Source organism: Pseudoalteromonas shioyasakiensis, assembly GCF_024518675.1.
Taxonomy (GTDB): Bacteria; Pseudomonadota; Gammaproteobacteria; order Enterobacterales; family Alteromonadaceae; genus Pseudoalteromonas; species Pseudoalteromonas shioyasakiensis_B.
In genome coordinates this window covers 658,030-678,781 of record NZ_JANIGL010000001.1, presented here as the reverse complement: position 1 = coordinate 678,781, position 20,752 = coordinate 658,030, and the positions used below count along the sequence as shown (strand labels likewise).

The 20,752-nt window shown below is 39.9% G+C and carries 18 protein-coding genes; 12 read left to right on the top strand and 6 right to left on the bottom strand.

All coding sequences use genetic code 11. The annotated features are described in order from the left end of the window. Window positions 1–8: 8 nt before the first annotated feature. On the bottom strand, window positions 9–626 hold the full coding sequence (locus tag NQT69_RS02970) for an aminodeoxychorismate/anthranilate synthase component II (protein ID WP_256826217.1): 618 nt from the start codon (window positions 624–626) through the stop codon (window positions 9–11). Window position 627: 1 nt separating this feature from the next. Further along, the gene (locus NQT69_RS02965) at window positions 628–2,196 is read right to left on the bottom strand and encodes an anthranilate synthase component 1 (RefSeq protein WP_256826216.1); all 1,569 of its coding nucleotides are present in this window, start codon (window positions 2,194–2,196) and stop codon (window positions 628–630) included. Between the two features lie 418 nt (window positions 2,197–2,614). Between NQT69_RS02965 and rnm the strand changes: the two genes are divergently transcribed. From rnm to NQT69_RS02935, 6 genes are all read left to right on the top strand, one after another. Next, entirely contained in the window at window positions 2,615–3,472 is an 858-nt protein-coding gene (gene rnm, locus NQT69_RS02960) for an RNase RNM (RefSeq protein WP_256826215.1), read from the top strand. Continuing rightward, on the top strand, window positions 3,465–4,085 hold the full coding sequence (locus NQT69_RS02955) for an L-threonylcarbamoyladenylate synthase (protein ID WP_256826214.1): 621 nt from the start codon (window positions 3,465–3,467) through the stop codon (window positions 4,083–4,085). The genes rnm and NQT69_RS02955 overlap by 8 nt, the downstream gene beginning before the upstream one ends. A 21-nt stretch (window positions 4,086–4,106) precedes the next feature. Then, window positions 4,107–4,931, top strand: coding sequence for a segregation and condensation protein A (locus NQT69_RS02950; RefSeq protein WP_256826723.1), 825 nt, complete (start codon window positions 4,107–4,109; stop codon window positions 4,929–4,931). A 347-nt stretch (window positions 4,932–5,278) separates the two neighbouring features. Further along, the gene (locus NQT69_RS02945; RefSeq protein ID WP_256826213.1) at window positions 5,279–5,851 is read left to right on the top strand and encodes a hypothetical protein; all 573 of its coding nucleotides are present in this window, start codon (window positions 5,279–5,281) and stop codon (window positions 5,849–5,851) included. Between the two features lie 541 nt (window positions 5,852–6,392). Continuing rightward, on the top strand, window positions 6,393–6,947 hold the full coding sequence (locus NQT69_RS02940) for a cytochrome b (protein ID WP_256826212.1): 555 nt from the start codon (window positions 6,393–6,395) through the stop codon (window positions 6,945–6,947). A gap of 1 nt (window position 6,948) precedes the next feature. Beyond that, complete coding sequence (locus tag NQT69_RS02935; protein WP_256826211.1) at window positions 6,949–7,527, top strand: YceI family protein; 579 nt, start codon at window positions 6,949–6,951, stop codon at window positions 7,525–7,527. A 32-nt stretch (window positions 7,528–7,559) separates the two neighbouring features. Here the strand turns inward: NQT69_RS02935 and NQT69_RS02930 are convergent, their stop codons facing one another. Continuing rightward, window positions 7,560–8,411, bottom strand: a complete 852-nt coding sequence (locus NQT69_RS02930) for a TIGR02285 family protein (protein WP_256826210.1) — start codon at window positions 8,409–8,411, stop codon at window positions 7,560–7,562. A 121-nt stretch (window positions 8,412–8,532) separates the two neighbouring features. Next, window positions 8,533–8,700: a hypothetical protein gene (locus tag NQT69_RS02925; protein ID WP_167850818.1), complete on the bottom strand. Its 168-nt coding sequence runs from the start codon at window positions 8,698–8,700 to the stop codon at window positions 8,533–8,535. Window positions 8,701–9,092: 392 nt separating this feature from the next. Between NQT69_RS02925 and NQT69_RS02920 the strand changes: the two genes are divergently transcribed. The 4 genes from NQT69_RS02920 (at window position 9,093) to icd (ending at window position 16,230) form a co-directional block, all read left to right on the top strand. Beyond that, the gene (locus NQT69_RS02920) at window positions 9,093–9,635 is read left to right on the top strand and encodes a dienelactone hydrolase family protein (RefSeq protein ID WP_256826209.1); all 543 of its coding nucleotides are present in this window, start codon (window positions 9,093–9,095) and stop codon (window positions 9,633–9,635) included. A 235-nt stretch (window positions 9,636–9,870) separates the two neighbouring features. Continuing rightward, the gene (locus NQT69_RS02915; RefSeq protein WP_256826208.1) at window positions 9,871–12,138 is read left to right on the top strand and encodes a TonB-dependent receptor; all 2,268 of its coding nucleotides are present in this window, start codon (window positions 9,871–9,873) and stop codon (window positions 12,136–12,138) included. Window positions 12,139–12,167: 29 nt separating this feature from the next. Further along, window positions 12,168–14,858, top strand: a complete 2,691-nt coding sequence (locus tag NQT69_RS02910) for a 7TM diverse intracellular signaling domain-containing protein (protein WP_256826207.1) — start codon at window positions 12,168–12,170, stop codon at window positions 14,856–14,858. A 112-nt stretch (window positions 14,859–14,970) separates the two neighbouring features. Continuing rightward, window positions 14,971–16,230: an NADP-dependent isocitrate dehydrogenase gene (gene icd / locus NQT69_RS02905; protein ID WP_256826206.1), complete on the top strand. Its 1,260-nt coding sequence runs from the start codon at window positions 14,971–14,973 to the stop codon at window positions 16,228–16,230. Between the two features lies 1 nt (window position 16,231). Here the strand turns inward: icd and NQT69_RS02900 are convergent, their stop codons facing one another. Next, the gene (locus NQT69_RS02900) at window positions 16,232–16,681 is read right to left on the bottom strand and encodes a hypothetical protein (RefSeq protein WP_256826722.1); all 450 of its coding nucleotides are present in this window, start codon (window positions 16,679–16,681) and stop codon (window positions 16,232–16,234) included. A 489-nt stretch (window positions 16,682–17,170) separates the two neighbouring features. On the opposite strand from NQT69_RS02900, the gene NQT69_RS02895 reads away from it, so the two are divergent. Then, window positions 17,171–18,019, top strand: a complete 849-nt coding sequence (locus tag NQT69_RS02895; RefSeq protein WP_256826205.1) for a formate/nitrite transporter family protein — start codon at window positions 17,171–17,173, stop codon at window positions 18,017–18,019. 6 nt (window positions 18,020–18,025) lie between these two features. Beyond that, complete coding sequence (locus tag NQT69_RS02890) at window positions 18,026–19,726, top strand: bifunctional protein-serine/threonine kinase/phosphatase (RefSeq protein WP_256826204.1); 1,701 nt, start codon at window positions 18,026–18,028, stop codon at window positions 19,724–19,726. A 150-nt stretch (window positions 19,727–19,876) separates the two neighbouring features. On the opposite strand, the gene cobA is transcribed toward NQT69_RS02890, so the two are convergent. Beyond that, complete coding sequence (gene cobA, locus NQT69_RS02885) at window positions 19,877–20,740, bottom strand: uroporphyrinogen-III C-methyltransferase (RefSeq protein WP_256826203.1); 864 nt, start codon at window positions 20,738–20,740, stop codon at window positions 19,877–19,879. Window positions 20,741–20,752: the final 12 nt, after the last annotated feature.

Here is a 20,752-nt window from a genome sequence, read left to right as displayed (position 1 = left end):
AAAATCCTCTACTGCTTTGCGTTAGCTAAAAACTGCATACTTTGTTGCAGTAGCGCTGCGCCATTTGGCGTTAAAATTGATTCTGGATGAAACTGGTAACCAAGCGCGTTATCTTGTTGTTGATAAATTGCCATAGGGATCGCCCCAAAGCGTGCAATCACGTTCACACTGTCGGGGACCTTCGTTGCCATTAATGAATGATAACGTGCTACCGGCATAGATTGCCCCATCCCATTGAAAACAGGGTGTTCACCCAGTTCAATGATTGATGATTTACCATGCACGGTTTCACCTGCATGACCAATAATACCACCGTAACTTTGCGTTAATGCTTGTTGCCCTAAGCATATTCCTAGCATTGGAAATTTCCCTTTGCATAATTCAATCAGTGCCATTAAACAACCTGCATCAGAAGGCGTACCAGGGCCTGGCGATAACACTAGAATGACGGGTTTTGTTTCATCGCACATTTTGTTAAAAATAAGCTGTGCGTCTATGTTGTTACGATATACCACTAAATCGCTGCCTAACATAGAAAGTTCATCGACTAAGTTATAACTAAATGAATCAAAGTTATCTAAAAAATAGATTTTTATGTCTGTAAGGCTGTTGTTATTTAAGCTCATTTTACTGTCCTTGATACGTCGATTGAATGGCTGTAATAACCGCCTGTGCTTTGGCGCGCGTCTCATTTGCTTCCGATTGCGGATCTGAATCATGCACAACACCCGCCCCAGCTTGAACGTATGCGGTGTTATTTTTTACAAACGCTGAGCGAATAACAATACAACTGTCCATGGCTCCGTCTCCAGTTAAGTACCCCACAGCACCGCCGTAACTGCCACGGCGTTTGCCTTCTGTTTGGCGAACAAGCTCAGCGGCGCTGACTTTTGGCGCACCAACCAAAGTGCCCATATTCATACATGCTTGATAAGCGTGTAAGGCATCGAGTTCTGGTTTTAATGTACCAACCACTCGCGATACTAAATGCATTACCTGCGAATAGCGGTCAACTTTTAATAGTTCTTTTGCATGACGAGTACCCGGTACACTAATACGTGCTACGTCGTTACGTGCTAAATCGACCAACATTAAATGTTCTGCGCGTTCTTTTTGGTCGTTACGCAGTTCAAGTTCAATCCGGCTGTCTAAATCAGGGTTGATTTGGCCATTGGCAAATTTGCCACGCGCTCGGGTGCCAGCAATAGGGTAGACTTCAACTTGTTGACTAGTTGGGCAAAACTTTAATGCTGATTCAGGAGAAGCACCAAATAAGGCAAACTCACTGTCGCGCATATAAAACATATAGGGGCTAGGGTTTTGCTGTTTAAGTTTGCTGTAAGCATGAAGTGGGTTTGCACATGGCAATGAGAATGTCCGAGAGGGAACAACTTGAAAAATATCACCATCTACAATGTGCTTTTTTAAGCTTTGTACTTGAGCACAATAGACCTCATCACTAATATCGACATTAACAGTACTAGTACCACTTGTTTGTTCTGCGCTGAAGCCTGAGGCTTGATCGCATACTTTGTTTAAACGTTCGAGCTTTTTGCCTACTTCAAAACAGTTCGCGTGAACCTCAGGGCCATTAAATACATTGCCGATTAGCTCAGTAGTTTTTGCTTGATGATCAATTACAACGAGAGTTTCAGCAAGGTAAAAGACATAATCAGGGCAGCTATTTTCGCCATCTGGCACGTTACTGAGTTGCTCAAAGTTGGCTACCATGTCGTAGGCAAATACGCCGCCTAAAAATAAAGAAAACGGATTTTGCGTGGTACTGGTTATATTGTTAATACAGCAGCGCAGGGCGCTAAACGCATTATCAGCGACTAACTTACTGGCTTCGTCAATATCAGCTGCTGTGCTTTGATACTCTATAGTGAGCGTTTGTTGATTTAATTCAGTGGTGCAGTTTTCAAGTTTGTCTTTTAAATAGGGTAGAAGCTGCATACCATTATTTGATTGAGCGCTCACCGTGACGGCTTTACCTGTACAGGTAATTTTCAAAGCGCAATCGACTAAAATTAAACTTTTTACACTGTCTTTTGAATCAATTTCAGCTGACTCTAACAATAATGAGTTATCGGTATCGAGTAATGCATACAAAGCCAAAGGACTGTGTATGTACTCGCGTACTTCGGTGATGCTGGTTACTTCACCCGGCGTTGTTGTTATGTGACTAAAAATCAAACCTCATTCCCTCAAAAAAATAAACCCCGCAAGCTATGCTGTGCGGGGTTTGAATAACGATATCTATATTTAGATAGACCATTACCGTCCCGCTATACCAGGCGCCACCAACGATGTGTAAGAGTTGTTACGTTATTCATGTTTGTTACCCTAAAATTTAAATATAAAAAAACCCGCATTGAGCGGGTTTAGAATGTGTTAGACACGACAATTCGTCACCCGATAATTTACGAGTGCCACCACCAGATTGTGTTTTGGATTGAATTGTTCATTGTTTTTATTCTTAATGTGTCTTTAAGTGGCTACAGTAAACCGTACCTAAGGCGTAAGTGTCAAGTATTTATTTAAAACAATTTATTTAAAAAATTTGTTATACTTCATAACAATTAAACGATTATAACTTTAGTAGTCATCTCTTTTGATAAAATACGATTTACACAGTCACACCACACATTCAGATGGACAACTAAGCGTTGAACAATTATTGCTGCGCGCGGTAGAAAAAAACATAGATGTGTTTGCAATCACCGATCATGACACAGTGGCGGCTGTAGAGCCTGCCCAAGCCTTTATAAAAAGCCAACAGTTACCATTGTCATTGATCCCCGGTGTTGAAATATCAACTAAGTGGGAAAGCTTTGAGATCCACATTGTTGCGCTTAACGTAGATGTACAACAAAGCGAACTATGTGATTTATTAAAGCAACAACAGCAAAAACGTTCTGAGCGTGCCAAAGAAATTGGCAGACGCCTTGAAAAAAATGGTTTTGATGGTATTTATGAACAAGCTAAAGCACTGGCTGAAGATGCGCAAATAACCCGCGCTCATTATGCTAGAGCATTAATCGAGCGAGGGGTTGCTAACACCATTGCTGGTGTGTTCAAAAAATATTTAGGGCGTGGTAAAACGGGGTATGTGCCCAGCACGTGGTGTGATATGCAAACCGCAATTAGCGCTATTCATGCTGCTGGTGGAGTGGCTGTTGTCGCACATCCCGGGCGTTATCAAATGTCGAATAAGTGGTTACGAAAATTATTACAACAATTTAAAGATGCTGGTGGCGACGCAATGGAAGTTGCGCAGCCGCAACAAGCGCCCAGTGAGCGACAGTTTTTAGGTGATTTAAGCCGTGAGTACGACCTGCTTTGCTCGCAAGGGTCTGATTTTCATTTTCCTACCAGCTGGTTAGAACTAGGAAAAAATTTATATTTGCCAAAAGATTGCCAAGGCGTTTGGCAAACGTGGGAAAGCCAAGAAGGAGACGCACATGAGTGAATTTTTTCATATTCATCCAGATAATCCACAACCACGGTTAGTTAAGCAAGCGGTTGAAATTATTAAAAAAGGTGGAGTCGTTGTTTACCCTACTGATTCTGGTTATGCAATTGGCTGTAACCTAGGTAATAAACAAGCAAAAGAGCGCATAGAGCGTATTCGGGGTATTGAAAAACACCATAACTTTACCTTGGTTTGCCGTGATTTATCTGAATTGTCAACTTATGCCAGAGTAGATAATCAACTTTTTAGATTAATAAAAAATAACACGCCAGGCCCTTATACGTTTATTTTTAAAGGCACTAAAGAGGTGCCAAAGCGGTTACTAAATGACAAGAAGAAAACCATTGGTATTCGGGTCATAGAGCACCCAATTACCTGCGCGTTACTAGCTGAATTAGGCGAGCCATTAATGTCATGCTCACTGATACTACCGGGTGAGCAATTTACCGAATCTGATCCTGATGAAATTCGCGACCGCATTGGACCATTGGTTGATTTAATTATTCACGGTGGCTATTTAGCTGAGCAGGCAACAACGGTGATCGACTTATCAGAAGATGAGGTTGAAGTGCTTCGTGTAGGTTGCGGTGATACTGCGCCATTTGAATAGCGCAATAGCGTTGTGACAGATATAAAGAGTCCAGAGCCTGTTGAATCACAAGAGCCAGTGCAGCAAAAGCTGCCGCTGGCTTTTTTGCATGGTAAAGCGGTTATAGAAACCCCTGAAGATTTATATATCCCTCCTGATGCCCTTGAAGTGATTTTAGAAACCTTCGAAGGACCACTGGATCTATTACTTTACTTAATTAAAAAACATAAGCTGGACATTCTTGAGTTATCCATTTTTAGTATTACTGAACAATATGTTCGTTATGTTGAAATGATGAGTGAGTTTCAGTTGGAGCTAGCTGGAGAATACTTGGTAATGGCTGCGCTTTTAGCGCAAATAAAGTCACGATTATTGTTACCAAAGCATGAAGAGCTGGAAGAAGAAGAAGATCCTCGCGCCGAATTGATACGCCGATTACAAGAGTATGAACAATTTAAAAAAGCGGCTGAAAACTTAGATGACATTCCGCGTGTTGGTCGAGATATATTTACCGCTCACGCTTTAATGGCCGAGCAAGAAACACCGAGTCAATTATTACCGGATGTAGAGCTAAAAGACTTGCTACTAGCGCTCAGTGATGTGATGGCCAGGGCCAAAACCTTTGAGCATCACCAGATCACCGCTGAGGCACTTTCAACCCGAGAGCGAATGAGCCTGATTTTGGCGAAACTGTCTAATGCGGGCACACAACTGCCATTTACTGAGTTATTCACCTTAGATGAAGGGCGCAGCGGCGTAGTCGTGAGTTTTATCGCCATGTTAGAGCTCATTAAAGAAGGTTTAATCACGTGCCTACAAGTAGAACCTTCCACGCAAATATATATAGGTTTAATCGAAAATAATTAGTGTTTTAGTCGCTCATACTTTAGTTTTTTCAATATCAAATCAACTGCTTAATTTTAAGTTTGTAGCAGTCAAACCAACAAAGCAGGGCTGGTCCATTAAAAAATTATGCCTGTCCATTTTTAATTCTCTTAATAAATGTAAACCCTGATTACCTCAAATAAGCGACTCAAACATCTGTAATACCATCCAAAACGCCAATTAAAACAACACCAAACCCTCTTTTTATATTTATCATAAAATCGAAGTAACCGATTGAATCAAAATAGGAACTTAGCTATGGTTGAACTATCAATAAAAATAAATTAAAAACGAGTTATTCTACAGGCTCGTTATATAACGGAAACATTATGTATAAATATCTTTACTTAACAGAAGTAGAATGGTCAGTAGCTTGGATTAATGGTGGGGAAATTCCCATTAGCCTAGCAAGTACCTATCTTAACGAAGAAAGGGATGGGATATTAACGCCTGATGAGAATTTAATTCATCGTTCAGAAGTGGATATAAGGTCTTTATCGCCAGCTATTCATTTCGAAAATATTAAGAACCTTAATATGAGCGGTTGCTCTATCAATGGCAAAGCTATTCCAAAAATAAATAATGCTTCTTTATATAAAGAAGATGGTCTTATTTTATCTTTTTGTAATTCACATGACGATGAAATTGCAACTCGATTAGGTAAAAGTTGTTGCGTTAGGATTTCTAACATAAAAGAACTATATTTAAGTATTAATAAACAATTGGGTGTAAAAGGTAAGATGGGGGATTGTAAATACACACAAGGTCACAATAGAAATCACTTCCTAAAATCTGTTGAAGATGAGTGGCAACAAGAGTTTAGAATGTTCTGGGCATACCCAAAAAACGCTATGGTAACTATCCCTTCAGGACTTGGGAAATTGCTGTCTATTTATAATTAATTAACAAGTAAAGCAAAGCAGGCACATTTTTTACACTACATAGAATTACTCTTTTGCAAGAAGGAAAGCCTGTAGTATGGGTTCTAAAATACATTACCTAATGCTTTTAAAGCTACAACGCCCGGTCAGCCCTATGGTCGCCGTTTACACAATCCATCTGAACTTAAAGACATTGATGAGAAAAGTAGCCTCAAATGTTTACAATTTAAGTTGAGTTAATCTCTTTTTTAGCGCTTACTTGGATGAAATTGTGCTACTAAAGCAAATAACCATTTAGCATTGAAATGCTACCATTCAGCAATATTCAAAATTGAACAGGGCAGGCACTAGATATAAGCCTGTCCTTTTTAATTCTTGTACAATTACCCTGACTCGCCAACTCGCACCTTTTATATGAGGTAGGCCAAGTTACACTTCTCACACAAATACAAACTTGTCATTTTCACTGTGCATCTACGCACATAACTTGTTTGTTATTCGCTATTTTCTTTTCTTTCGGGACGGGCTATTCTGGTTTTATTCAATGAAGGAGCCGTTACATATGTTTAAAAATACGCAGTCTAGCTATGGCCTAGTTGCCATTGCCTTACACTGGCTAATGGCAGTGATGGTTTTAGGCTTGTTTGGCTTAGGACTATATATGGTTGAACTGACCTACTATGATAGTTGGTACAGAGGGTCGATGGATTTACATAAAAGCGTGGGTATTACACTTGCTGCTTTATTGATTTTTAGGTTTGCTTGGCGAGCGTTGGGTACGCAACCTAAACCCGTGGCAGGCTCAGACAAATTAATTAATGCAATTGCGCATAGCGCACACCTAGTAATTTATGTGTTATTACTTGGAATTGTTATTTCCGGATATTTGATTTCAACCGCAGATGGTCGCTCAATAGAGGTATTTACATTGTTTAATATCCCTGCAATTGAGTTATCAGTTGAAAATCAGGCTGATATTGCAGGTAAAGTTCACTACTGGGCTGCATGTAGTTTAATAGGCCTTGTAATTTTGCATGCACTTGGGGCTTTAAAACATCACTTTATCGATAAAGATAAAACCTTAATTAGAATGATCAAACCACTAAAGGATGATTAGAATGAAAAAACTATTTATTTCTGCAGCTGTAGCTGCAACACTTTTTGGCGCAACGGCGGCTCAAGCTGCTGACTATGTTATTGATACAAAAGGTGCTCACGCATTTGTAAACTTTAAAATTAAGCATTTAGGTTATAGCTGGTTACATGGTCGTTTTAACACTTTTGATGGTGAATTTAGCTACGATGCTAAAAACCCAAATGCATCAACGATCATGGTCAATATTGATACAAAAAGCATCGATTCTAATCACGCCGAGCGCGATAAGCATTTACGCGGTGGTGACTTTTTAAATGTTGATAAATTCCCAAAAGCGAGCTTTAAGAGCACATCAATTAAATTTGATGTCGATGGTGATGAAGCAGATGTGACCGGTGAATTTACTCTTCACGGCGTAACCAAAACCATTACATTTGAGATTGATAAAATTGGTGAAGGTAAAGATCCGTGGGGGGGTTACCGTGTTGGTTTTGAAGGTGAAACTAGCCTAAAACTTGCAGATTATGGTATTGATTATAATTTAGGTCCGGCATCAACGCATGTTGATATTGGTTTATACATAGAAGGTATTCGTAAGTAAGTTCAATCTTGTATAAGTTAAACAGCAGCGCCTCATTTACGTGAGGCGTTTTTTTGTAAGCGCTGAGCCAAAACTGGCCGTAAATTATCAGGTAACCAACGTAATAAAATGTCATTGTATGCTTGTTGTTGTTTTACCGCGATAAGAGCTTCATTCAGTACATTTATATGTTCATTCCCTAGTGTAGTATCAGTACAGCCAATGTAACCATCACTTAACTTTGCAGCCTCGGTAAGTTGGATTTGAGTTAACTCGTCCTCATAGGCCATCGATTTTGCCATATAAAAATGTTCGCTCGGATAGCCAAGTAAAATATCGATGCGCTTCTTTTTTAACATATAAGTAAGGCTTGCCAAGGTATCTCGTCCTGGTCTAATAATAATCGACGCATCAGCACTGCTATTTATAATTTTATCTATTTCTACGCCATAGGAGCGGCTCATAGAGATACCTAAAGTGAGCTTTTTATCATTGAGTAAATGACTAAAAGAGAGCGGTTTGTTGGCATTAATGTTTAATTTTGTCAGTAACTCTTTATGAATGGCTAATGATGGCGATAACCCCGTAGTTGAACTTTCTTCGCTAAAAGCAATGTGTTGGCGACGATGCTCACTTTGATAGAGTGAGAGCATGCATAGGGTTTTATTTGGATTTGAGACTTCTTGTAACGCTCGGCTAGAAGGCAATATGACTCTATTAAACGTGTAGTTAGGTAATTGTGCTTCTAATAATGTTATAACACTTTCATCACGCCCAGTACCTTCATATTGGCCATTCAAAATATAGTACGGGGCAAAATCGACCACTACCCAATCAATTGTTTTGCTTTGTACATGTAAAGCCATAAAACCGCAGGTAGTAACAAAAATCAAGATACGTAACATTTAATACACTACTGATTTAATTGATTCATTTATTTAGTGTAGCAGGGGAATTATTGAAATAGAAAGTAAAACGCCAGCAAATGCTGGCGAATATCGTATCGATTGTGTTCATCAAAATTGATTAATTAGCTTTAAGCCATTTAACAAATTGACGAGCGTCACTCGCTTTAGTGAATAAGGCATTTTTTAAACCTTGCGTATCTGAAAAAATTACACGCTGTTTGTTCACTGAAATTGATTGCACCGGATGGGCAATTTGGATCATAGATCCGTTATAACTATAAGACATAATAAAACTCACTTTTTTCTTGTTATCTATGTGCTGCTAATTTCATTATTAGCCTCAAAAGCACAATTAGATAGACTCTGTTGTGTTTAGCTTCATTACAGTGTTGACGATCTTTATGACATTTATGCGACCATATTAAAAAATATGTCGTTATCTGAATTTGGGTTCTCGCCGTACAATAACTTAGCTTAATAATATACGTATTTGCGGGCTTACTGGATCAGGGTAAAGGGGTTAACCGCGAGGCTTTTTTAGGACCAAGAGACAATATTATATCGCTAATAAAGTTAAAGCAAGTTTTATTTATTTTTTCTGGTATTTAGTCTTATTTAAATGTAGTGTAAATGGGTAACACCTAAATGAGAACAATAACTATAAAAAGTAACTAAGCCATGAAATACATATTTGTCACCGATATTTTTGGAATGACGGCTCACCTAAGTCATTTTGCTAGGCAATTTAATGCACAGTACCAGATTATAGACCCCTATAATGGGCAGTTACAAACTGTGGTGGATGAATCGCTCCAATACACGCGTTTCATGGAAGAGTGTGATCACGATGGATACTTTAAAAAGCTCAATAACGCGTTAGCAAAAGTAGATTCAGCCACCACTGTAATTGGGTTTAGTGCCGGAGGAGCGGCCGCCTGGCGAAGTGTTGCAGAAATTAAAAATCCACATATAAAAAAACTCATTGCTTTTTACCCGAGTCAAATTCGACACCACCTTAATGTGAATGCGCCTATTCCATGCGAAATCATTTTTCCAAAAAATGAGCCGCATTTTGATGTTTATACCGTGATGCAAAAGGTCAGTGATCAGCATCAAATTAGATGCCAAGTCAGCGACTACCAACATGGTTTTATGAACCCCTTATCAGCAGGGTTTAATAGCACGGGTTATCAACATTTTAGCCAATATTTATTAGCTTAAACAAATTCTTACCTTGTTATGTTTGCAGCTTTCGGTGAACAGTTTCTAATTACTTTTACTTAATGAAAAAATACCGCCTATGAATGACTTGGGATGTATAGTGCCATACTCATTTCGAGCTTTGCTGAGTATTAAATAAACTTTCTCTTTGGTGCAGTTTTAGCCAATGAGTTAGTCTATAATCAATGATATAACAGCATATTTACATGTTCTCTATAATAAGGTTGGTTACATAATGAAAACCCACAGTAACTTTATGTCAAAAAGCATAGGGTTTATGAGCTCATTTGGTTTATTGCTGCCTTTACAGGTGCATGCGACTGATGAGCAGGTTTTGCATGAAACTAACATGGACGTGATTGAAGTTTATGCACAAAAAAGAGCGCAAAAAATCGAAGAAGTGGGTATTGCCCTTAGCCAAGTTAAAGGCGATGTTCTCAAAGCGCAGCACTTCAAGGATTCTACAGAGTTATCTATCTTTGCGCCTAATTTAAAAATTAGCCAAAATGCTGCCGAAGGCACCCCGCCAGCGATAAATATCCGTGGCGTCGGTTTAATAGATTACAACACGGCGAACACATCACCGGTTGCTATTTATGTTGATGATATTGCAGTTGGCTCTGCTAGTAATCAAATAGTAAACCTGTTTGATATAGAGCAAGTTGATATTCTACGCGGTCCTCAAGGCACATTATTTGGTCGTAACTCAACCGGTGGAGCGATTTTAATTCGTTCAAAACGCCCTGAGTACGAGCAAAGCGGCTATTTCACGGCGGGTGTTGCTAATAATAATGCCAGTAATGTTGATGCTATGTTCAATACGCCATTGAGTGACAATACGGCCTTGCGGGTAGCATTTAATTATCAAAATTATGATTATTCGACTAAAAATGTTTTTCCTACGGCTCCAACAGCTGGAATGGAACAACTAAATGCACGTATTTCTTTTCTAGCTGATTTTGATTCAGTGCAATTATTAGTTAAAGGTCATATTCAAGATTGGGAAGGAATAGTTCAACCTGTTGGTAGTATCGGGATGATTGCCAACCCGTTAACAAAAGAGCGATGTAGTCCTGCTCAAGCTGGTTCAACAAACTGCTTTGATAACTTTGGTTTCAATGATGCAAGTGATGACTTTTATACCGTGAGTGTTAATAATGACTCTCCTCATAAAAGTGATGGCAAAGGCGTAAGTGCGCATTTAAATTGGCAAGTGAGTGATATTAATGAAGTGATCTCTTTGACCAGTTTCAATGAACTGGAACGTCAGCATGCGTTTAATTGTGATGGTTCACCTGCTCGCTTGTGTGAAGGGAATCTAGGTCTAGATACACATCAATTTACGCAAGAGCTTAGGCTGCAGTCGCAATTAAGTGAGCATTTTTTAACTGCAGGCTTGTACTTTGCTGATGAATCAATAAAACAAGATAACGTGAATGATATTTTACGTGATTTTCGCGGTGTTCTGCCCGCAGATCTCACTGCTACTTTCTTTTACGATAACCATATCACAACACAAAGTATTGCGGCATTTACACAGTTAGATTATCAATTATCCACAAATTGGTTACTGAGTGCTGGCTTGCGTTACTCATATGAGTCCTTGGATTATGATTCTCTATCAGAGCTAAATATTGTGGCCACACCTACAGATTTAAAAGGCGTGAGAGTGCCTTTTTACCAAGTACAAGGCGATCAATCAGATAATGGCTTTTCAGGACAACTAGGATTAAATTATCAATTTGATGATTACACCCATGGCTATTATCGCTTTGCAAATGGTGCAAAAAGCGGTGGCTATAATGGTGGGTTTTTATCATCACCTGAGCAAGCTCAGCTTGCTGATTATCAAAGTGAACGCTTGAATGCAAACGAAGTCGGCACTAAATCTTGGTGGCCAGAACAAGGAGTGCGTTTCAATTGGGCAGCATTTTATTATGACTATAACGACCAACAAGTATTTATGAATCAGCCTTCAGTATCTCCTCAAAGCCCACCCGTACAGCTGTTGGAAAATGTGGGAGACTCAATAATTTATGGTTTGGAGGCAGAACTTGATTACGCTATCTCAAAGGGGCTTAATCTTCAATTTGCCTTAGGCTATATCCCTCATGCTGAATTTGAAGAGTATATAGACCCACTTGGCAATGAGCTAACAGATAAGCGGCTCCCATTTACCTCAAAATGGAATGCAAGTGCTGGACTTGAGTACACATTTGAGCTTGCAAAGAACCCTTTAACTACGCAATTACTTGTTGACTATCAGTCTGATTTTTACTTTGACCAAAATCAGAACCCATATGCTATGCAAGAGGGCTATAGTATCGTAAATGGTAACATTCGTTATCAATTAGATCAGTGGGGGCTTGTTATTTGGGGTAAAAACTTGTTTGATACCCAGTACAGTAATTTAAAATTTGATTTAAGTTCTTTTCTAGGCATGCTCGAAGATTTTAAAGGCGAAGGGCGACGTTATGGGCTGGATATTAGCTATCAATTCTAGCCGTGACATATTTATTTAAGGTGCGATGTATGCCAGCTCGGGCAATACTAAAACGATTGCTATGCATTTTTATTATATGTTGCTCGTATGTGGAAGCAGCAAATAGTTCAGATGTATATATTTATAAAGCACCCGAGCAAAGTGCTAACTTGTTAAATCAAGGTCATGTATTTGAAGTTAGAAATGGGGCCTTCCCAGTAAATAGCGCCCAGGTGTCAACGTGGCTTGAGACGAAAAAACCGCAACAGAGAACCACTTTTTTTGGCGGCAGTTTTTGGTTTGTAATTCAACTTGAGAATCAAAGCCAGTTGCAGGAATTAGTGCTATTTCCTTACAATACATTACTGTCTAAAATTGAGACACGTATTTATGATATGTCAGATCCTAGCCGTGCTGTCGAACGTTACGAAACCGGTGGCATAATCGAGAATGAATTTGCCTTTCATTATGGTAATAAAATAAAGCTTACGCCCGGCAAATCCTACTTTTTAATCGCTAAGTTTCAAAGCGATTACTTTTACACCCCCCCTAAGCTTGTGCTTACTCCATACGATGCGTTTTTTGCCAAAACCACATCTCAAAATATGATTATGTTGCTATGCTTTGGCGTGGGTATTGCGCTTGGGTTATATAACTTACTAATATATTTTGCTGCTCGTGATGTAACCCATCTTTATTATGCGTTATTTACCGCGTGCTGGGTGCTGGCTTGGAGCCAGTTTTTTCATATTCCTGATCAGATCTTCGGTTTTTATAACGCTCATTTTCATTGGTTGGGCTTTAGCCTTATTCCGATGGCTAATATACTGTTTTATAACAATTTACTAAGGTTGAGAGAGACATCACCTCAATTATCCTTGGTGTCTTTATCTTTGGGCTATATTGCCACTGCGGGGGTTCCGTTAGCAATCATTTGGCCTGGCTTTGGCTTTATTTGGGCAACACTCGTGACCGGAGCTACCTTGTGCTTAGGGATGCTTGTAGGTATCAGAAGCTGGATGAGTGGTTTTAAACCGGCACGATACTTTGTGCTGGCTTATTTAGCTATGGCTATCCCTAATATGATTGGTAATTTAACCAACCTTGGCTTGATTGCGCCGATGGCCTTTGATTTATATTTACTTGGGTTAATTGGTACTGCGCTTGATGCCATGCTATTAGCATTTGCTGTTGCTAACAAATTCAGAATTTTACACGATGAAAATGTAGAGCTAACAAAAAATTTAGAGCAAAAAGTGCAGTCACGTACTCACGAATTACAACAATTAGCGGAAGAATTACGAGACGCCAGTGAAGCGAAAAGTCGCTTTTTAGCGAATATGAGCCACGAAATTCGCACCCCGATGACCTCTATAATTGGCTACGCAGATGGCATTATTTTGGGAGATATTAAGCCGCATGAGCGTAACCACGGCATACGGGTTATTTTGCAAAATAGTCGTCATGTGTTGGGCTTAATTAATGACATATTAGATATGTCGAAAATTGAGGCAAACCGCTTAGAAATTGATTTAGTTGAAACAGAACTATTTGCCACAATTGCGGAAATTGAATCATTACTTGGCAAGCAAATTCGCGATAAAGGATTAAAATTTGGTGTTGATTATGCGTTTCCTTTACCTGATTGGATTATTTCAGATCCCACGCGCCTTAGACAAATTTTATTGAATTTAGCGACCAATGCACTCAAGTTTACCAGTGTTGGGCATATTCGATTAGTGGTTGCTTGCTCACCAGAGCAACTTCAAATTACAGTTAAAGACACTGGAATCGGCATGACTGAAAGCGAGCAAAAAGAATTGTTTTCGCCGTTTTATCAAGCAGATTCTTCAATTTCGCGTAAATATGGTGGAACCGGTCTTGGTTTGAATATTTCAAAGAGTTTGGCGCAGAAGTTAGAGGGCGACATAAGCGTCCGTTCAGAAGTTGGCAGTGGTAGTGAGTTTTGTTTGGCACTTAGTTTGAAAACGACAGATCAAACCAAGTGGATTAATTCATTTGATGAGGTAAATAGACGCGATTCAAAAGAAGCCTTAGCAGATACCTGTCAACGAAACCTCGTTGGTGAGGTGCTAATAGCCGAAGACCATCCTGAAAACCGCCAACTGATCAAACGAATCTTAGAGCGAATGGGCTTAACAGTGACAGCGGTTGAAAATGGGCAAGATGCAGTTCAAGCAACACTTGATGAGCAATTTGACTTAATTTTACTTGATATCCAAATGCCAATTATGGATGGAGAACAAGCAATCCATATCATGCAAGCTACGGGACTGACAACACCTATCGTGGCTTTAACGGCGAATACCATGAAACATGAAATTGACCGTTACTTAAAGCAGGGATTTATTGATCATATCGCAAAACCAATCGATAGAACTCAGTTTAGCCATAAAATTGCCAGCTACCTAGATATTGAGATAGCTGATGATGTAAAGCTCCCTGATCATGAATTTGAATTACTCAAACATGATTATATTCAAGGGCTACGCATTCAAAAAGAAACGTTACTGCAACAGTTTAAATCTGGTGATATGACAGGCTTTGCCCAAAGTGTGCACATGATAAAAGGAACCGCAGGAATGTTTGATTGCTCAAGTCTTTATAAGAAGTCAGTTGAATTAGATAAAATTATAAAAGCTGATTCAGTCACGTTTGATACTCAGTTAGTAAATGCTTTATTTGCAGCCATTGATGATGTTCTGGCTGAGCCATCTTAGTGGCCAAGCATTTTACTGTTGAATAACCAGTATTACTTTTAGTATGCAGACAAGTCAGTAAGCAAATGATTTAATATATTATCTTCTCTGGTATGAATCGTGTAAGAGGCTTATGCAATATCAACATATATCAATACCGTCTGAAGGCGAGCAAATTAATATCGATGGACAAGGGCGTTGGCACATACCAGATAACCCGATTATTGTCTTTATCGAAGGCGATGGTGTCGGCCAAGACATTACCCCCATTATGCGCCAGATTGTTAATAGTGCTGTTGCGCACTGCTATGGTACTAGTAGAAAAATCCACTGGATGGAAGTATACAATGGTGAAAAAGCTGCCCGATTGTATGATGGTGATTGGTTTCCTCAAGAGACAATTCATGCTGTTAGACAGTTTAAAATAGCAATTAAAGGACCGCTTACCACGCCACTGGGCGGTGGCTTTCGTTCACTCAATGTTGCTTTACGCCATGAAATGGATCTGTTTGTGAATATGCGTCCAATAAAGGGCTACAGTGCATTACCCTCACCGTTAAAACAACCAGAAAAAACGAACATTGTGGTGATCAGAGATAGCTCTGAAGATGTATATTCGGGTATTGAATGGCAAGCGGGCAGTGTCGAAGCGGAAAAAGTACTCGATTTTCTGTGTCAAGAAATGGGCGTAACCCGACTTCGATTCGATCAGCAATGTGCAATTGGCATCAAAAATATATCAAAAGAAGGGGCAGAGCGATTAATGCGTTATGCCGTAGAGTATGCACTTGAGCACAAAAGTGAATCTCTGACTGTTGTTCATAAAGGGAATGTTTTAAAGTTTACAGAAGGTGCATTCAAGCGCTGGGGATTTGATTTAGCTAAACGAGAATTCGGTGCGAAAGAGCATGATAATGGTCGTTGGCTTGTGATAGAGCGCGATCAGCAACCCCCACTCATTATTAAAGAAGTGATAGCTGACAACATGCTGCAACAAGCACTCATGACCCCAGAACAGTTTGATGTGGTTGTCACAACGAATCAAAACGGAGATTACCTAGCAGATATGTTGACCGCACAGGTGGGCGGCATCGGTATTATGCCTGCGGCAAATTTAAACAATGATGTAGCATTTTTTGAACCCACGCATGGCCCATTCGAGCGGATTGCAGGAAAAAACTCGGCAAATCCAAGTAGTAGTATTTTAAGTGCGGTGATGATGCTGCGATTTATGAACTGGCATGAAGCCGCTCACGCAATAGAATCAGCTTTATCAGCCACTTTGGCGGCAAATGAAGTGACCTTTGATCTTGAAAGTCATATGCAAAGCTCGACAATCCTCAGTTGCAGTGATTTTGCAAAGAAGATCATCGAGCGTATAGAACAACCATAACTTAAGCTGCATTAGTATTTAAAACATTAACTTGGTACATGCATGGGCGATTTGTTAATTGCGCTGCACGTTGATAAATATCTTTTGCGCCACGCTCATTACTTGCTGTGCCACTTAAAGTATCCATTAATGCTACAACAATAATGGCGGGCACCTGGCAACAAAACTCATCTAATACTGCGGTTGTTGTTTGCGCGTCAACATGGCAATGCGGATGCGCGTGTTCAACTTGGTATGCATGTAATAAGGTTTGTGCGTCTAAAGCCGCATCATCTTCATGCTTGTTTTTACGACATTGACAACCAAATTCATCAACTAAAGTCGCCAGTGCTTGATACACATCTTCACAGGTTAAGGTTGCTTGTTGACAAAGTTGTTGCTCAATAAATGCATGTAGATTGCCATCAATGAATAAACCATCTTGCTGGGTAAAGCTTGCTGTTGTTTGCATCATAATCGTGTCTCTTTGTTGTGTGAGTGAGTTATTTGGTATGACTTTACTCTAGCGCTAAGAGTACTATTAATGAAATTGTTGTTTTCAATAACTGATATTGATTTAATCAATAAAAAGTAAGCGTTTGTATGGTGCAGCCTGAAAAGCACTGAACACGTTTGGTGCAACAGTAGGTGAAGTTGCACGAAAATGGTTATGGACAGTGTGAGCTAATAATTTATTGTTTGACGTAATAAACTGTTTTATATAAATAAAAACAATATTTATTTAGTTGGCATTTTTGTTGCTACTAAAGTTGTGTCAATTGGATATTATCCACACAAACTATTTATAAGACGAAGACGTCTACATACTTACTCAGAATTGAGTCAGTAGTAGGCGTTTTTTTGTGCCTGTTAACCAGCAAGTAACACAGATTGATACAATAAAACCGATTAATAACGAAAAGCGACAATGGATAGTTGTGGCTAATTAAGGTGAAGATTTATGGCTTATTTAATTCCCACAGAGTTTGTAACTAAAATGGTGGACTCAGGAGAGTCTAAAATTTATATGTCAACCCGAGATACTCTTATTCGAGCATTTATGGCGGGTGCTATTTTAGCCCTCGCTGCAGTGTTTGCGGTGAGCGTAGCCGTAGCAAGTGGCTCGCACTTATTAGGTTCTGTGCTTTTTCCTGTTGGCTTTATTATGCTGTATTTAATGGGCTTTGATTTACTAACAGGGGTATTTGTACTGACACCACTAGCGTGGCTGGCCAAACGCCCAGGTGTGACATGGTCGCAAATTTTACCGCATTGGGGTAAAGTTTTTGTCGGTAACTTTTTAGGGGCGTTAACTGTTGCTTTTATGATGGCCTTTGTTTTCACCTATGGGTTTAATACCGATGGTGGTGCCATCGCTGCAAAAGTAGGGCACATTGGTGAAGCGCGTACTTTAGGTTATGCTGAATATGGCACTGCTGGCTGGCTAACCATTTTTATTCGCGGCATGTTATGCAATTGGATGGTCTCTCTTGGTGTTGTGGGTGCGATGATTTCAACACATGTTAGTGGCAAAGTGATTGCGATGTGGATGCCAGTGATGTTGTTCTTTTTTATGGGCTTCGAGCACTCTGTTGTGAATATGTTTTTGTTTCCATTTGCTTTAATGATGGGAGGGGATTTCTCAGTAATGGACTACTTAATATGGAATGAGATCCCAACAGCACTCGGTAATTTAGTTGGTGGGCTGGCGTTTACGGGATTAACCTTATACACAACCCATTATAAAACGGCGCCTAAACGTGCACTTAATACAGCAAAAGAGTCATTAAGCAAGCCTGTGACAAGTTAACTTAGAATGAGCCACTTATCTGTTCGTATAGGGCAGTATTCAAGCGCCGGAAGCAAAGATATTAATCAAGATTGCTACGGCGCTTTCGTGCCACATAGCCCTGAATTAGAATTAAAAGGAGCCGTGGTTGCGTTAAGTGATGGTGTTAGTAGTTCACAAGTCAGCCAAGTTGCAAGTGAAACGGCAATCAAGAGTTTTTTATCCGATTACTATTGCACTAGTGATGCTTGGTCTGTGAGCCATGCTGCAAGCCAAGTACTAAACAGTACCAATGCTTGGCTTTTTGCCCAGAATCAACAAGGGCCTTTTCGTTTTGAAGTCGAAAGGGGCTATGTGTGTACTTTTTCAGCTCTTATCTTAAAAAAACAACACGCACATGTTTTACATATTGGTGATAGTCGGATCTATCACTTACGTGACACACACACTTCGCAACTTACGCGTGATCATCGATTGCACCATGGTAGTGATAATAGCTATTTAAGCCGAGCCTTAGGCGCTGCTGGACAGTTACAGTTGGACCATCAAACTATTGCACTTGAAAACAATGATGTGTTTTTCTTAATGACAGATGGTGTAAGCGATTATTTAACCCCCAGCATGATGCAGCAAATTTACAATCAATATCAGCATGATTTAGATGCTTGTGCGCAGGCTTTTGTTACCACTGCGTTTAATGGCGGGAGTACAGATAATCTTACGGTACAAGTTGTGGTAGTGGATAATATAGATGTTAGTGATCAACACACCTTATTTGATAAACCTTTACCGTTACCCCCCATTTTATCTAGCAATGATGAATTTGATGGTTATAAAATTATTCGCCCAATTCATAGTTCTAGCCGAAGCCATGTTTATTTAGCTGAAGATTTATCCACGGCTTTGCAATTAATAATTAAAACACCGTCTACTGATTTATCAGAAAATAAAGAATATTTAGAGCGATTAATGCTAGAAGAGTGGGCGGCGAAAAAAGTTAATAGCCCTCATATTGTGGCCATTCCGCGCTCAATACGACCACGTAATTACTGCTATACCCTCAGTGAATATATTCAAGGAGATACATTAGCACAGTGGTTGCGAGATCATCCTCAACCTAGTCTATCGGCTATTCGCGATATAATTTCACAAATAGCCAAAGGCTTAATGGTGCTGCACAAAAGTGATATTTTGCATCAAGATTTACGTCCTGAAAATATTATGATTGATAGTCATGGGACAGTAAAAATAATTGACTTAGGCTCGGTACGGATTGCGGGTCTCGCTGAACTCGAAGAAAGTCAGTTACTAGGCACCGCGATGTATACAGCGCCGGAGTATTTTGTCGGTGCGGGTGGTAGCGCGTGTTCAGATTTGTTTTCACTCGCTGTACTCACTTATTATATGCTTAGTGGTCGTTTCCCGTATGGTGTTAATGTTGCGAAAGCCAGAACACTATCAGCGCAATATAAACTAACATACCAACCTGTCGTTGATCCGCAGCGCGATATTCCGCTTTGGCTTGATGCGACATTAAAAAAAGCATTGCAGCCAAACCCCGCTAAACGTTATCACGTTTTGTCTGAATTCATTTATGATTTACACCACCCCAACCCAGCATTGATGGGTCAAATTAGCCAACCTTGGCTAGAAAAAAATCCCTTACGCTTTTACCAGGGGCTGTCAGCATTGCTAGCCTGTTTGCTAGTTTTATCATTACTTGCATAGCGCTTGATATATTTAATTTTATTGCGATTAGTTAAATGTAGAGTCTACGTTAAAGTTATAAGGAAAAGGGCCGCAGGCCCTAAATATATGTGTTTTATTAAAGGAGTATGGGGAGAGTTTGTTACCATGCGAAAGCAGAGTAAAGGTGGGCTAAACCTGTGTAGCGGTTATATTGAGTAATTGTTGTTCGACTGCCATTTGATGATTAATGACTTCACCAATCATTATTAATGTTGGCCCCGTTAACTTAGCGGCTGTGGATTTTTGTGTGATATTCTCTAACGTGCCCCGAATAACCTGCTGGCTTGTCGTAGTTACCTGTTCAAGTAAGGCTATTGGTGTTGTCGCTGGCCAACCTACTGATTGCAGACCTTGTGATAGTTGTTGCAAACGCCCCAAACCCATATATACCACTAGGGTTGGATTATCCTGATTTGATAGATATTGATAGTTTTGCCATTTAGGCTGCTGTTTTGGATCGGCAAATTGCGCAGTCATAAAGGTAACACTGCGGGCAACCCCTCGTGCGGTCAGTGGTATGCCTGTATAAGCCGATGCAGCGCAAGCAGTCGTTACACCCGGAACTATAGCAAAGGGAATATTATGCTCTGCTAGGGCATCAGCTTCTTCATTTACACGGGCAAAGATACTCGGATCACCGCCTTTGAGTCTGACAACTGTATGGCCTTGTTGCGCGTATTTAACCAATAACTTACTTATTTCAGCTTGCTGCATTGAATGTTTGTTGGCGCGTTTGCCAACAAACACCCGTTGTGCGTTTTCTGGTAAAGTACGTAGCAGCTCAACCGAGACTAACCAATCGTAGAGAATGACGTCGGCACTTTCTATTAACCGCTGAGCTTTAACGGTGATAAGCTCTGGGTCGCCAGGGCCTGCACCTATAAGATACACGCGCCCTTTATTGGCTTTTGCTTTATTGAAACTAAAAGATTTAGCAAACCAATGGGTAACCTTGTTCGATTCAGTGCCCATAAAATAAGAAAGTACGCTCATCTTGTTCCCCTT

Coding starts and splice junctions, on each gene's coding strand:
- NQT69_RS02970 (WP_256826217.1), bottom strand. CDS start 626: ATGAGCTTAAATAACAACAGCCTTACAGACATAAAAATCTATTTTTTA.
- NQT69_RS02890 (WP_256826204.1), top strand. CDS start 18,026: ATGAGCCACTTATCTGTTCGTATAGGGCAGTATTCAAGCGCCGGAAGC.
- NQT69_RS02920 (WP_256826209.1), top strand. CDS start 9,093: ATGAAATACATATTTGTCACCGATATTTTTGGAATGACGGCTCACCTA.
- NQT69_RS02935 (WP_256826211.1), top strand. CDS start 6,949: ATGAAAAAACTATTTATTTCTGCAGCTGTAGCTGCAACACTTTTTGGC.
- icd (WP_256826206.1), top strand. CDS start 14,971: ATGCAATATCAACATATATCAATACCGTCTGAAGGCGAGCAAATTAAT.
- NQT69_RS02945 (WP_256826213.1), top strand. CDS start 5,279: ATGTATAAATATCTTTACTTAACAGAAGTAGAATGGTCAGTAGCTTGG.
- NQT69_RS02955 (WP_256826214.1), top strand. CDS start 3,465: ATGAGTGAATTTTTTCATATTCATCCAGATAATCCACAACCACGGTTA.
- NQT69_RS02910 (WP_256826207.1), top strand. CDS start 12,168: ATGCCAGCTCGGGCAATACTAAAACGATTGCTATGCATTTTTATTATA.
- NQT69_RS02895 (WP_256826205.1), top strand. CDS start 17,171: ATGGCTTATTTAATTCCCACAGAGTTTGTAACTAAAATGGTGGACTCA.
- NQT69_RS02940 (WP_256826212.1), top strand. CDS start 6,393: ATGTTTAAAAATACGCAGTCTAGCTATGGCCTAGTTGCCATTGCCTTA.
- NQT69_RS02915 (WP_256826208.1), top strand. CDS start 9,871: ATGAAAACCCACAGTAACTTTATGTCAAAAAGCATAGGGTTTATGAGC.
- NQT69_RS02930 (WP_256826210.1), bottom strand. CDS start 8,411: ATGTTACGTATCTTGATTTTTGTTACTACCTGCGGTTTTATGGCTTTA.
- NQT69_RS02925 (WP_167850818.1), bottom strand. CDS start 8,700: ATGTCTTATAGTTATAACGGATCTATGATCCAAATTGCCCATCCGGTG.
- cobA (WP_256826203.1), bottom strand. CDS start 20,740: ATGAGCGTACTTTCTTATTTTATGGGCACTGAATCGAACAAGGTTACC.
- NQT69_RS02900 (WP_256826722.1), bottom strand. CDS start 16,681: ATGCAAACAACAGCAAGCTTTACCCAGCAAGATGGTTTATTCATTGAT.